The following is a 13,382-nucleotide window of genomic DNA, read 5'->3' as shown; positions in this document are numbered from 1 at the left end:
AGGGTAGACCCTATCCCCCGCGAAGGCAGGTATGCGCTGGCGGCTCGGAACGTCGCAATGCCCCTTCAAATCATTGGGGGCAAACTGCTCTCCAGGCAGTGAAGGCCACTACTTGGTGACCTTCTTCTCTGCGAGGGGCAACGGCTTGTCGAGGTCGGTCAGGGGAGTGGGCTCGACAGATTTGCTTTTGACTGATTGGAGGCTTCTGTGTCTATGAGCGAGGTGGAGGATGTGTTGGGGGAGTACGAGCTATGGCTGCTGAGAGACTGCCTTAGCCTGCTGGATGCAAAGCTTGCCGAGCTGTCGACACAGATCGAAATCGCAGGTCATCCAGAGGTGGATGGCCTTGCGGACAAGGCTGAATACTATGCAGGGCTTGGCTTTGTAGCTATGCAGCGATACCTGACCAGTATCCAGTCGCGCTCGGCTTTCCAAGGCGATTCGCTTAGGTTCGGTGCGTCATATGGCGGCGGGGTGTTTGTTGTAGAGGTGATTAATGCGGCGGCTAACTACTGGAAGCACGAGGATGAATGGGGGCTGCTGAACATCGTTAGGCGCGACACCTCTGCTTTGAAATATAGATCGCGCACAACCGTGGAGGCACTGGAAAAAATCACCCCTTGGGATGCCTATACGTGCAGCAATATCGTTGCAGCCCTGAACTCTGATGGGGAGGTAAGGATGCTGCCTCTCCTCGGGTACTTGGAGGGCTGGCGTCTTGCGTTGATGGGGGGTGGCTAGCCCTGATGGCGAGTAGCAAGAAACTCAGGCCTGGCTCTACGCAGACACCAGGCCATGAACCCCCTACTTGGTGACCTTCTTCTCTGCGAGTGGCAACGGCTTGTCTAGGTCGGTCAGGGAGAGGCCTCGACGGGTTGCGTTGTGAGACCACCGCACGAACTGCTCAAGCAGCTGATTGTTTTCAAACGTAAGGCGCTCTACGCGCCTCTCCAGCTCGCGTATCCGCTCTGCTGAGAGGGACATGGCGACATTGCCATAACCCCCGCGAGGCGCACTGTCATGCACCCTGTCCTTGGCCAGATCCCAGGCCGCCTTGATCCTCGGCTGACGCAGCATGGCCACCTTGGTGTAGGTGTGGCCTATCTCCACTGCCAGCACGGCTAGATAGCGATCCCAGGTGAGTTTGCCTGACCAGCCATCAAGCAGCAGGACTGCCTTCTCAATGTCTTTGTCAGTGAGCTTAGGGGCACCCATTTAGAAGAACTCCAGATCAAGTAGGGCCTTCAAGTCGTCATCAGCCTCGTCTTCGGGCTCAGCGGCGTTGACGATGCGCACCGCCTGGGCAAGCCCGGTTTTGGATTGAGAGTGCTCTGGAGGCGGCAGAGTGATGAACGTGCCGTCCGGGGTATCAGGGTCTGTCAGGAGCTCCAAGACAAGCCTCCAGCGTTGCAGGCGGCCCTCGTTGTGCTTGATCCAGCGGGATGCACCAGGCTCCCCGTTCTCCAAGGCTTTCTGGGCCATCTGGAGGGCTTTCTCGTGGATCTCCGTCTGGTATCTCGCCTCTGCCAGATGCTTCGGCTCTCCCTTCACCACGGCGTGTTCTCCGCACATGGTGCAGTCCTTGTCCTTCGGGCAAGGCGTCAGTGCGTAGTCGTGTCGGCAGATGCCGTACCGTGTGCTGTGGATGGCCCCCAGCTCGATCTTGAGGGCCTGACTCTGCGTTAGGCCGTTGTTCTCGGCCATGGCCTTAGCCTTATCGGCAATTGGCCCTTGCACGTTCAATTCAGGGGCGTTGCCGCCTAGCTTGGTGTACGCCTCGATGAAGGCTTCCTGCGGCAGGTGGTCGTACCACGCGTTCTGGGTGATGTGCTTACGGCCCGACCAGAATGCAATTAGGGACTCCGACAGGTGCTTGGACTGGGCCAGGGTGTTCAACAGGTGTCGGAACTGGTGCGTCGTGATGGCGATAGGGCTGCCATCCTTGTGCGTCATGCCGTTGCGCGAGAACACCGTCACCCCGTCTGGGTTGGCGCCCAGCTGGTTGTTCAGCATGTTAGTGGTGATCGTGAACGGCACGTTCATGTTGACCTCTACGTTCGGTCGTAGGGTGTGCTCAGGAATCAGAAACAGTGCTTCATGCCACATCAGGCCTGACATCCCGTCCAGAATTGGGAACGTGGCCGGCAGCTTCGCCAGAACGAATTGCTCCAGGGAGTCCCAGCTAAACAGGGAGGTGCCCCTCGCGCCGCTTAGCTCATCCAGGCGCGCAGGGTCATGCGTCTTCTCACCTATGGGTTTAAGGCCCAGCCTTTTAGCGTGGCCGCTCTGGATAGGGGTTTTCCTGCCCAGGATGAAGCTTGCCTCTCGCAGAGTAAGCGGCTGGCCTCGAAGGTGTTCAAAGCCGGGTGGCAGGTAAAGCTGGCCTGGGTTCTCTGCATACCACTTCGCTGCTATACGGGCACTGGCGCCCAATTCAGTGAAGAACTTCACTGCCTCTTGGGCGATATCTTCCGATGCATCCGAGGTGGAGAATTTGGTCATTGGAGAGCCCCCTTTTGCGGGCCTCCAAGATATTCCCATTATCTCGCCTTCATCGCCCTGCGAAGATGTAATGCAGTCAACTGGTAAAGTCAGTATTTCTGATACCCGGCTAGGTGCAAACATCGCCAGAGAAACGAAGCTAGTGACGATTTTGTCGGGCAGGTGTTTCGATTCGTGATGGATCTTTGCCAGATTCAGAATTGATTGGATGTCAGGAAGCTTAGAGGTGTTCTCCTCACGCATCGTCGGATCGAGGCGATCATTCCTCACTACCTGCTGATAGGGTATTGACGACTTCCACGATAGGTTGTGGTTAACAAGTCTTGCCGGAATGATGATCTCAGTGACAATGCGCTCCAGGCACCTTCCGACACTCCAGGCATCCTTAAAGCGAGCCCGGAGAATATCCGAGGCGCTATCTAATATGTTTGCGTTTACTCTCGTTATGCAGGGCTCTACTTTTGCGTCCAGCAGCGATTGCTCAATGGCCTGTAGGGCATAAAGGAATCGACGGTACTCTTGGAGCTTAAAGCGTCGCATGATTTCGCTGAAGGTGGATTTAGCGAACTCAAGGAATGGCATATCATAGGGCGTCTCGACCGCCGACTTGTTGCCCGACTTATCCCTTAGTGATTTGAAGTGAGCGATCTTCTTGGTTCGCCCTTGATTGCGCCCAATCAGAAAGGTTGAGATATCCCAGCTATTCTCCGCCCAGACAATATCTTGAAATGGGCAGTTGGCTGCGGCATGACGATTGAAGTCGCTCAAGTTCTGCTTGGCTGTAAGATCGGCCTTGCCAGCGAAGTAGACTAACTCACCCATTGGTATCGTCATCCGTGCTGCTGCGCTTTGTATCGCGGGCAATAATAATTTCGTTAATTGCTGACATGGCGTTGTGGTTGATCTGGCGAATCCGATCATCTTTCTCCATGTCTTGATCGGCCTTCAGCGAGGCCATCAGCGTCTCCCAAGGGGCGTCCATCAGGGGCTCAAAGTGATGGCAGTACAGGCACGCAATGGGCGCGTTCTGATGGCACTCAGCGCGAGTGCCGCAAGCCCCCACTGTCTGGCCCGTTAGGCGCAGGAAGTCGGCAATGACCGAGGCATCGTCACCGGCCCGCGTGGACTCGTCCAGAGACGTAATAAGGCGCCCCTGGAAGGCTCTGGCAAAGAACTCCATCTCCTTCCCTATGGCCTGGCGGATGGGGTTCTGAAGCTGCGGCATGGAGGCACGGTAGAACTGGATGCAGCTTGTGCTCCGGTGCGTCAGAAGCCTTGCCACTTCGAAGTCGGAGGCGCCATGGGCCAGGGCACGTGTCGCTAGGGTGTAGCGGAAGCGGTATGGAGAGATTGGGACTCTTTGCTCCAGCCGATCTGAATAGGTATTCAGCGGACTCAGAGTGTCAGTTAGTCGTTTGCCAATAGCGCCTGGTGTGCCATCGAAGAGTTTCGATTCACTGGATATATCGACTCGGTTATCAAGGTAGCTAATCAAACAATCGGCTAGAACGGTAGGGGCCCGCCTTAGCCAATATTCTTGCTTTCCGCCTCCTTCCCCTTTGGCTAGGGGGATGCGCAAAGTAACCTCTTTGCCTTCTGCTCCTTCAGATATCTGTACGTCAGATATAGCCATGCGCGAAACTTGCACAGGGCGAACGCCAGTGCCTATAAAGAACCATGCGAGAGTGTACTCTTCCTGGGTAACTGCGCCCTGAGAATATGCATAGTTCAGTTCGCCATGAATACTGTTTAGCTCTTGGTCGGTCAAGGCGCCACTTACTGGGTCGTTAGTGATGAGTGTGTAGTAGGCGCCATTGCCCTTTTCTTCCCACTTATGGTCGTTCTCTAGGAAGTCAATGACTTCTGGTGACATGCCTTCCAGTCTTTGGTCTTTGATCCGCCTTAGTGCTGGAATGATAAAGGCGGTGTAGTTGGGTGGTATTTTTGAAATTAATCCAATATGCTCAATTTGAATAACTTCATTCTGTCCGCAGTTTTCTACGGATAACCAATTTTGGAGTGCTCGCACAATCCCGCTGTTATATTGCAAGCTGTGGGTTGAAAGGGTTCCGCATATGACTTTGAACAGGGATTGGTGAAAGGAGTTGTTCTCGTTCAGTATGTCTAGGTGGAGAACAATCGGTGTGCCGTCGTTATTGTGTGTGCGGAATGGTTCGCCCATTTTGATAGTGGCCAATCTGCCATCCAGTAAAACCAGCGTGTTTTCTGTGGTGGCTGCGACTTCGCTTCGTTGAACTAGCACTTCGTTATTCATCATCTTTCTTCTTGCCTGTCGCAATTTCGTTCGCTAGTTCTTCTGCAATTTGGTCTGACTTCACTCTGATAGTTCTGCGTGAGTAGCGAGCGCTCATCTCAGAGTCTTTCCGCCAACCCATCAGGCGGTTTCTCACCTGCTCCTCTTCGTTCTTGGCGAGGCGCTTCTCAGGCGGGGCCTTATCAACCTTTGTGCTGAATCTGTCATTCCACGTCCGTCTCAGGGCGTGCGGTGCAAAGTCCTCGGGCAGCTCGTGGGCCTTCTTCCTGGCCGTCCTGAAGATGAGATTGATCGTGTCCGCGCAGATGTGGCGGCCCTCTGCGGTGGTAAGGAGGTAGCCGTGGGCTCGTTGCTTAGCAGGGATTTTCGACCAGTGCTCAAGGACGAAATGGTGAAAGGCGAGCGCTGTCGTACTGGAGATAGGGACGGTGCGACCCTGGGTCTTGGAGACTCGAATACGCACACGATTATTGGCATAGCTGACGTCTTCGATCTGCACGAAGCGCAGTTCACTCCGGCGCATGCCGCTGTCAGACAGCATTCTGTAAACCAGATGGTTCCGGTGCTTGATGAAGTCTGTGCTGAACGGGTTGATCTCTGAGGCAGGATCGAAGATCTGGTCTGCGAAGGCCATCGTGACCTCATCCATGCCCTCCAGCGCGTCGCTCTCATCCGCGTTGCTGACCTTCGGGATCAGTGCCTTCAGTCGGCGTATGGACGGGTGTGCGGCCTTGTCCTTCGCTGTGCCTGGGACTGGGCGCGGCAGGCCTTGCTCAACCCTCTCCAGCTGGAACTCTAGGAAGGCTGCAACGATACGGATTCGATAGGCACCTTCCTCAGCAGAGCAGGCTGTGCGTTCTGCGGCTTTCTGATGGAACCCGCCACGTACCTGCTCAAGCCGAACAACCCGAGACGGCAGCTCTTCTAGGCTCACAGCCAGTTCACGGTCTTGCGAGGCCCTGTCCAAGCGAAGGAAGAAAGCCAGATCCTCACATTGCTCGATGGAGAGTAAGGCTTCTGAGCTGAGGGCTGCATGCAGATCAAGCTTTCTGGCGGAGGCCCACAGATAGGCCATGCCTAACGCTCTGAGCGCTTTCTTGATCGTTGCTGAAGAGGAACCGACATCGCGGTAATGGAACGTCGCGTAGACGTTGGGGAGGAAGAGCGGGCTGCCCTGGTCATCAACCAAGACAGCCATCTCTACACCATCCGAAGCAGTAAATGAACGAATGGAGAAGGCTTGCAATGTATACGTTTCCTAGTCATCAGGTGTAATGGCTAGGAGTATAGATTTTCTCTATACCCCCTGTAAACGATTAAAACCTAGTGTTTACAGGGGTTAGAGAGGATCAAGTAAATCTAAAGTATACGTTTATTACTACATCGGCTTCATTGGCACGCTTCGCAGTCGGGGTTATCGATGGAGCACGCGCTGGGCACCGGAGCCGGTGCCGGCGCTGCAGCAGGAGCGGCTTGCAGGGTTTCGCTGCCACCTGCGGATACGGCGTTCAGCTTGCCGGTGTTGATGGTCGACTTCTCGGTGCTGGTGGCGGCCAGGGCGCGGAGGTAGTAGGTGGTTTTCAGGCCACGGTACCAAGCCATGCGGTAGGTCACGTCCAGCTTCTTGCCGGAGGCACCGGCGATGTAGAGGTTCAGGGACTGGGCCTGATCGATCCACTTCTGGCGGCGGCTGGCGGCGTCGACGATCCACTTGGTCTCGACTTCGAAGGCGGTGGCGTACAGGTCTTTCAGGTCTTGCGGGATGCGCTCGATCTGCTGCACGGAACCGTCGTAGTACTTCAGGTCGTTGACCATGACCGGGTCCCACAGGCCACGGGCTTTGAGGTCGTGTACCAGGTAGGGGTTGATCACGGTGAATTCGCCGGAGAGGTTCGATTTCACGTAGAGGTTCTGGTAGGTCGGCTCGATGGACTGCGATACGCCGGTGATGTTGGCGATGGTCGCGGTCGGCGCAATGGCCATGATGTTCGAGTTACGAATACCTTTCTTGACGCGCTCGCGAACCGGGGCCCAGTCCAGGGACTCGGTCAGGTCGACGTCGATGTATTTCTGGCCACGGGCTTCGATGAGGATCTGCTGGGAGTCCAGCGGCAGGATGCCCTTGGACCACAGGGAGCCGTCGAAGGTCTCGTAGGCGCCACGCTCGTCGGCCAGGTCGCAGGACGCCTGGATGGCGAAGTAGCTCACCGCTTCCATGGACTTGTCGGCGAACTCGATGGCCGCGTCGGAGCCGTAGGCGATGTGCTGCAGGTACAGCGCGTCCTGGAAGCCCATGATGCCGAGGCCAACCGGACGGTGCTTGAGGTTCGAGTTGCGCGCCTGCGGGACCGAGTAGTAGTTGATGTCGATAACGTTATCGAGCATGCGCACTGCGGTCTTGACGGTCTTCTCGAGCTTGGCGGTGTCCAGCTTGCCATCAACGATGTGGTTGACCAGGTTGATCGAGCCCAGGTTGCAGACCGCGATCTCGTCCTTGTTGGTGTTCAGGGTGATCTCGGTGCACAGGTTGGAGCTGTGGACCACGCCCACGTGCTGCTGCGGGCTGCGCAGGTTGCACGGGTCTTTGAAGGTCAGCCACGGGTGGCCGGTCTCGAAAAGCATCGAGAGCATCTTGCGCCACAGGTCTTTGGCCTGAATGGTCTTGAACAGCTTGATCTTGCCGTACTGGGTCAGGGCTTCGTAGTACTCGTAGCGTTCTTCGAAGGCCTTGCCGGTCAGGTCGTGCAGGTCCGGCACTTCGGACGGCGAGAACAGGGTCCACTGGCCATCGTCGAACACGCGCTTCATGAACAGGTCCGGAATCCAGTTCGCGGTGTTCATGTCGTGGGTACGGCGACGGTCGTCACCGGTGTTCTTACGCAGCTCGATGAACTCTTCGATGTCCATGTGCCAGGTTTCGAGGTACGCGCAGACGGCGCCCTTGCGCTTGCCACCCTGGTTCACGGCTACCGCGGTGTCGTTCACGACTTTCAGGAACGGAACCACGCCCTGGGACTTGCCGTTGGTGCCCTTGATGTAGGAGCCCAGCGCACGTACCGGCGTCCAGTCGTTGCCCAGGCCGCCAGCGAATTTCGACAGCATGGCGTTGTCGTGGATCGCGTTGTAGATGCCCGACAGGTCGTCCGGCACGGTGGTCAGGTAGCAGGAGGACAGCTGCGGACGCAGGGTGCCGGCGTTGAACAGGGTCGGGGTCGACGACATGTAGTCGAAGGACGACAGCAGGTTGTAGAACTCGATGGCGCGTTCTTCTTTCTGCTTCTCTTCGATGGCCAGGCCCATGGCCACGCGCATGAAGAAGACCTGCGGCAGTTCGAAGCGGATGCCGTCCTTGTGGATGAAGTAGCGGTCGTACAGGGTCTGCAGGCCGAGGTAGGTGAACTGCTGGTCACGCTCGTGGTTGATGGCCTTGCCCAGTTTTTCCAGGTCGAAGGTTTTCAGTTGCGGATCGAGCAGCTCGAACTCGACGCCTTTTTCCACGTAGGCCGGCAGGGCCTTGGCGTAGAGGTCGGCCATCTCGTGATGGGTGGCGCTCTCGGCAACGCCGAGGAAGCCCAGGGCTTCGGCGCGCAGGGTGTCCATTAGCAGGCGGGCGGTGACGTAGGAGTAGTTCGGCTCGCGCTCTACCAGGGTACGGGCAGTCATCACCAGGGCGGTGTTGACGTCCTTCTCGGCTACGCCGTCGTAGAGGTTCTTCAGGGTTTCACGCTCGATCAGCGAGCCGTCGACTTCGGCCAGGGCTTCGCAGGCTTCGCTGATGATGGTGTTCAGGCGGCCCATGTCCAGCGGCTGCTGGCTGCCGTCGGCGCGGGTGATGCGAATGCTCGGGTGCGGCAGGGCGACGTCGCTGGCGGCGCTGCGCTTGGAGCGCTCCTGGGCGCGGGATTCGCGGTAGATCACGTAGTCGCGGGCGACTTTTTGCTCGCCGGCGCGCATCAGGGCCAGTTCGACCTGGTCCTGGATTTCTTCGATGTGGATGGTGCCACCGGAAGGCATGCGGCGCTTGAAGGTCGCGGTGACCTGTTCGGTCAGGCGCGCGACGGTTTCATGGATACGCGAAGAAGCAGCGGCAGTACCGCCTTCCACGGCGAGGAACGCTTTGGTGATGGCAACGGTGATCTTGTCGTCGGTGTACGGGACGACGGTGCCGTTGCGTTTGATCACGCGCAGCTGGCCGGGCGCAGTGGCGGCCAGATCCTGGTTGGAATCTGCTGCCTGCGGCGCTGCGGCCTGCGGGTTCTCGCGAGTGGTGTCGGTCTGCATGGGGTTCTCCATGTTCTGTATTTATGTAAGGGCGCCCGAGTCGCCTTCATTCCTTTTCACAACGCGATACGCACGGCGAGGTGCCGAGCGCAAAACGTGGTGCTACGAGGCAGAAGGACAGGACTCAAGTGCCTTCCTGGCCCTACAAGTCAAACGTCACGGTGTTAAACCGCCGTGACAACACAATACCTAGTGGTGGGCACTGTTCGCGCCGCACCGGCTTCCGGCCCCCAGTCACGTTCTTTGTGTCCTGGGCCGGCACCACTCGCCTGGGGCGGATGGTGGGTGAAATACCGCAATTGACACACCGGTGGTCAGGCTCTGAAAAAGCCTTTGGCGCTTGATTCTAGTTGTGTCCGGTGGTACGCCCTCACCCCAATATGTAGGGGCTGGGCTCGATGGGGGTACAAGATAATGCGCTATTGGGGGCATTGCAAGGCGACCCACTACATCTAGCCTGTGGATAAACTGTGGGTGATTTGTGGGTGACTGCGGAGTAACGGAGGCAAAGGCCCGGTGGCTCTAGGCTCTGCCGTTCGTCGCCGCCAAATGGTGTGTTTTTCGGCGGCGGCGGTGCTGTAGACGGTGTCGCAAGCTAACACAATATCTTGTGTTTTAGCCTTCATTTGGCATGCGCTGTGCTATCGAGCCGGCATTGCTACAATGCGAGCCCTTTTTCGATGGTCCTGACGCTGTCTGCGGGAGTGTGTGGTGGAGCAAGAAGCCTGGCGAATCCTCATAGTCGAAGACGATCAGCGACTGGCCGATCTGACGCGCGAATACCTGGAAGGCAACGGCCTGCGGGTGGCCATCGAGTCCGATGGTGGCCAGGCTGTGGCGCGCATTCTCAGGGAGCGCCCGGACCTGGTGGTGCTGGACCTGATGCTGCCGGGCGAGGATGGTCTGTCCATTTGCCGCAAGCTGCGCGGCCAGTACGAGGGGCCGATCCTGATGCTCACGGCCCGCACCGACGACATGGACCAGATCCTTGGCCTGGAACTGGGCGCCGATGACTATGTCTGCAAGCCGGTGCGCCCGCGTGTGCTGTTGGCGCGCATCCGCGCCCTGTTGCGGCGCAGCGAAGCTGTGGCAGAAGCGCCAGTGGTGGAAAACCAGCGCCGCCTGGAGTTCGGCCCGCTGGTGATCGACAACGCCATGCGCGAAGCCTGGCTGAACGAGCGCAGCATCGAGCTGACCAGCGCCGAGTTCGACCTGCTGTGGCTGCTGGCGGTGAATTCGGGGCGCATCCTCTCCCGCGAGGAGATCTTCAACTCCCTGCGCGGCATCGAGTACGACGGTCAGGACCGTTCCATCGACGTCCGCATTTCGCGAATCCGCCCGAAGATTGGTGATGACCCCATGCACCCGCGCCTGATCAAGACGGTACGCAGCAAGGGCTATCTATTCGTAAGAGAGGCCGCCGAGGGCCTCTGACGGACCGGCTGACGGTCCACAGCTTCCGGGCAACAGTCCATGAATTCGATCTTTCTGCGCATCTATGGCGGCATGCTGGTCACCCTGGTGCTGGTGGCGCTGCTTGGCGTCTTCACCATTCACCAGGTCAACCAGGTGCGTGCCGACCAGTACCGCGAGAGTCTGGCGCGCGGCACGTTTCGCCTGATGGCCGATAACCTCCAGCCTATGAACGAAGTGGAGCGCCGCCGCGCCGTGGTGCTCTGGGGGCGGCTGTTGGGCATACCCCTGGAGCTGCAGCCCATGGAGGGCTCGAAGCTGGACAACAGCGCCCGCAACCGGCTGATACGTGGCCAGGTACTGGTGGAGGAGACTGGCCCTCATGCCGCGCGGGTGTTCGGCCTGGTCAGCGTGAGCGAGCGGCTGATGCTGACCGGCGAGGTCGAGCAGATCAGCGAACAGCTGGCGCGGGCCACGGTTTACCTGTTGATGGATGAACTGGTGCGCTTCCCGGTCAACGAGCAGCCGCAACGTCTGGCATCCATCAAGGACAACAAGCAGTTCGGCTTCGACCTGCGGCTGATCCCGCTGAGGGAGGCGGACCTCGACGCCGATCAACGTCGGCGAGTGGACGAGGGCGATACCGTGATGGCGCTGGGCAAGGATGGCGACTCCATCCGCGTGTTCGCCGGTATGGTGGACACGCCCTGGGTACTGGAAATGGGCCCGCTGCACCAGATGAACCCTTATCCACCGCAGATGCTGGTGCTGATCGGCTTCCTTGGTCTGACCCTGATCGGCCTCACCGTCTACTTCCTGGTGCGCCAGCTGGAGCACCGGCTGATGGGGCTGGAAAGTGCCGCCACCAGCATTGCCCAGGGCAAGCTGGACGCGCGCGTACCGGCCAAGGGGGCTGACTCGGTGGGACGCCTGGCTGCGGCCTTCAATGGCATGGCCGAGCAGTTGCAGCGGCTGTTGATGCTGCAGCGTGAGCTGATCCGCGCTGTATCCCATGAGTTGCGTACCCCGGTGGCGCGACTGCGCTTCGGCTTGGAAATGATTGCCGACGCTGAAAGCGAGAGCGCCCGGCGCAAGTACATGGACGGCATGGACGGCGACATCCAGGAACTGGACAAGCTGGTGGACGAGATGCTGACTTACGCGCGCCTGGAACAGGGGGCGCCGGCCCTGCATTTTCAGCGCGTGGACCTGGATGCGCTGTTCGACCAGGTGATCGCCGAGCTTTCTCCGTTGCGCGCCACCGTACGCATCGAGCGCGGTCTGTGCCTGAACGTCGGCAGCGACGGCGCCTGGGTGGAGGCCGAGCCGCGCTACCTGCACCGCGCCCTGCAAAACCTGGTGAGTAACGCCATGCGCCATGCGGAGTCACGGGTGCAGTTGAACTATCAGATCGGCCACAAGCGCTGCCGCATCGATGTCGAAGATGACGGCCCCGGTGTGCCGGAGAGTTAGTGGGAGAAGATCTTCAAGCCCTTCATGCGCCTGGACGACAGCCGTACCCGCGCTTCCGGTGGTCATGGCCTTGGCTTGTCCATCGTGCGGCGGATCATCTATTGGCACGCCGGCCGCGCGCAGATCGGCCGCAGCGAAACGCTGGGCGGTGCACGTTTCAGTCTGGTCTGGCCGCGTCGGCAGAGCGAGGCGGAAACGCTGTAGGTTCGTCGGGGGATTGCTTTTCTGTGGGGGCGAATTCATTCGCTTAGCAAACCTAACGTTTTTCCCACAGATGATTGCGCCAGCTGCGCTGCCCAGGGATTTCCACCAGCCTCAGGCAGCGATTGCTACAAGGCTCAGCACCCGCCCCTGGAATTCGCAGTACCAACCCGCCAGTTCACTCCCCGCCGTCCATTCCGCCGACAGGTCGATCAACAGCCGCAGGCGCGCTTGTGCGCCGTTGCAGTCCAGCAGCTCCGCGTCATGGAAATAGAAACGCTTGCGCACCAGCGGATAGAGCGCCTTGAACAGGCTCTCCTTGATGGAGAAGGTCAGGGTGATGCGTTCAGCCTGCTGTTCGGGCGTGAGGCCATCCAGCCGTTGCAGTTCTGCCGGGGTGAGGATTTCTTCCGCCAGGCGCAACGCCCGGTCGCTGGCCAAGGGTTCTTCCAGGTCCAGGCCGAGGCCGCGCCACTGCCTGCTATCCGCAACCAGGGCAGTGGCCAGCCCGTGGCTGTGGCTGATGGAGCCGCTGACGCCGGCCGGCCAGACCGGTGCGCGATCTTCACCCAGGGCGGGCGCGTCGGCGCGGCCGGTGAGGGCGAGGAGGGCGATGCGGGCACAGAGGCGGCCGGCAAGGTACTCCGCCTGCCGCTTGGCCACCGAGCGCTGGATGTTGGCTGGCGCGGGAATGGCACTGCGAGAGAAGTCTTCGGCGACGAGCAGGGCCGGATCGAAGTGGCAAGAGCGCATGACCACGCCGGGCAGGGCTTCAGCGAAGGGCCAGGTGAAGTCGAAGGGGCTGCAGCAGGCGGGGTGGTTCGAAGTCATCGCGGCATTCTGCCCGGCGTCGGTGGAATCGGCCAGCGGCGCGGCCGTTTACATATGTTTGCAAATGGCAAACAAAGCGAAACGGAACCCGGACCGTGCTTTTTGCCAGACTAGCCCGGCGTTTCTTCTGGAACGCAGGTGAGGTTGTAGTCTGGAACCTTGGCAATGCCGGTTTCGGACATTTTCTCTGAATTGAGTGCGGGAGCCCGGATGGGCTCCCGTTTTTTTTGCCTGTATTTCAGGTTCAGATGGCGAGCGGGCTGAAGCCAACCCTACAAAAATGTCTTAAGACGACGTAGGACATTTCGTTCAGCTTAGGTTCAAGGAGGGTTCAGGAGCGGTTCAGTGGTCGGCGGGCAATCTAGCCCCGAGTTCAGCCAATCACTCGATCACTCGAAGAGGAACA

Annotated in this window: 8 protein-coding genes and 1 pseudogene; 3 read left to right on the top strand and 6 right to left on the bottom strand. The window is 59.0% G+C overall.

Going from position 1 to position 13,382, the window contains the following annotated elements:
• The first annotated feature begins 213 nt into the window (after positions 1 to 213).
• Positions 214 to 741: a hypothetical protein gene (locus tag FFS60_RS01215; RefSeq protein ID WP_137820866.1), complete on the top strand. Its 528-nt coding sequence runs from the start codon at positions 214 to 216 to the stop codon at positions 739 to 741.
• Positions 742 to 804: 63 nt separating this feature from the next.
• On the opposite strand, the gene FFS60_RS01210 is transcribed toward FFS60_RS01215, so the two are convergent.
• The 5 genes from FFS60_RS01210 to FFS60_RS01190 form a co-directional block, all read right to left on the bottom strand.
• Positions 805 to 1,215, bottom strand: a complete 411-nt coding sequence (locus FFS60_RS01210; RefSeq protein WP_137820865.1) for a hypothetical protein — start codon at positions 1,213 to 1,215, stop codon at positions 805 to 807.
• Entirely contained in the window at positions 1,216 to 3,423 is a 2,208-nt protein-coding gene (locus tag FFS60_RS01205) for a hypothetical protein (RefSeq protein ID WP_171016468.1), read from the bottom strand.
• Complete coding sequence (locus tag FFS60_RS01200; RefSeq protein WP_137820864.1) at positions 3,317 to 4,777, bottom strand: site-specific integrase; 1,461 nt, start codon at positions 4,775 to 4,777, stop codon at positions 3,317 to 3,319. The genes FFS60_RS01205 and FFS60_RS01200 overlap by 107 nt, the downstream gene beginning before the upstream one ends.
• Positions 4,770 to 6,023 (bottom strand): site-specific integrase, encoded by a 1,254-nt coding sequence (locus FFS60_RS01195; RefSeq protein WP_256658014.1) that lies wholly within the window; start codon positions 6,021 to 6,023, stop codon positions 4,770 to 4,772. The genes FFS60_RS01200 and FFS60_RS01195 overlap by 8 nt, the downstream gene beginning before the upstream one ends.
• A 143-nt stretch (positions 6,024 to 6,166) precedes the next feature.
• Complete coding sequence (locus tag FFS60_RS01190; RefSeq protein WP_137820863.1) at positions 6,167 to 9,058, bottom strand: ribonucleoside-diphosphate reductase subunit alpha; 2,892 nt, start codon at positions 9,056 to 9,058, stop codon at positions 6,167 to 6,169.
• A 711-nt stretch (positions 9,059 to 9,769) separates the two neighbouring features.
• On the opposite strand from FFS60_RS01190, the gene FFS60_RS01185 reads away from it, so the two are divergent.
• Together FFS60_RS01185 and FFS60_RS01180 are read left to right on the top strand one after the other, a co-directional pair.
• Positions 9,770 to 10,492 carry a response regulator gene (locus FFS60_RS01185; protein WP_137820862.1) on the top strand — a complete coding sequence of 241 codons (723 nt, stop codon included), beginning with the start codon at positions 9,770 to 9,772 and terminating at the stop codon, positions 10,490 to 10,492.
• 39 nt (positions 10,493 to 10,531) lie between these two features.
• Positions 10,532 to 12,148, top strand: a pseudogene (locus FFS60_RS01180) (ATP-binding protein).
• Between the two features lie 111 nt (positions 12,149 to 12,259).
• On the opposite strand, the gene FFS60_RS01175 reads toward FFS60_RS01180, so the two are convergent.
• Complete coding sequence (locus FFS60_RS01175) at positions 12,260 to 12,976, bottom strand: 4'-phosphopantetheinyl transferase (RefSeq protein ID WP_137820861.1); 717 nt, start codon at positions 12,974 to 12,976, stop codon at positions 12,260 to 12,262.
• Between the last annotated feature and the right edge of the window lie 406 nt (positions 12,977 to 13,382).

Origin of the sequence: Pseudomonas sp. D(2018), assembly GCF_005502555.1 — a bacterium.
Taxonomy (GTDB): Bacteria; Pseudomonadota; Gammaproteobacteria; order Pseudomonadales; family Pseudomonadaceae; genus Metapseudomonas; species Metapseudomonas resinovorans.
This window is presented reverse-complemented; position numbering and strand designations above follow the sequence as displayed.

Excerpts from the sequence above, each read along its gene's own strand:
- FFS60_RS01190 (WP_137820863.1), bottom strand. The coding sequence starts at position 9,058 with ATGCAGACCGACACCACTCGCGAGAACCCGCAGGCCGCAGCGCCGCAG.
- FFS60_RS01205 (WP_171016468.1), bottom strand. The coding sequence starts at position 3,423 with ATGATCGGATTCGCCAGATCAACCACAACGCCATGTCAGCAATTAACG.
- FFS60_RS01200 (WP_137820864.1), bottom strand. The coding sequence starts at position 4,777 with ATGAATAACGAAGTGCTAGTTCAACGAAGCGAAGTCGCAGCCACCACA.
- FFS60_RS01175 (WP_137820861.1), bottom strand. The coding sequence starts at position 12,976 with ATGACTTCGAACCACCCCGCCTGCTGCAGCCCCTTCGACTTCACCTGG.
- FFS60_RS01215 (WP_137820866.1), top strand. The coding sequence starts at position 214 with ATGAGCGAGGTGGAGGATGTGTTGGGGGAGTACGAGCTATGGCTGCTG.
- FFS60_RS01210 (WP_137820865.1), bottom strand. The coding sequence starts at position 1,215 with ATGGGTGCCCCTAAGCTCACTGACAAAGACATTGAGAAGGCAGTCCTG.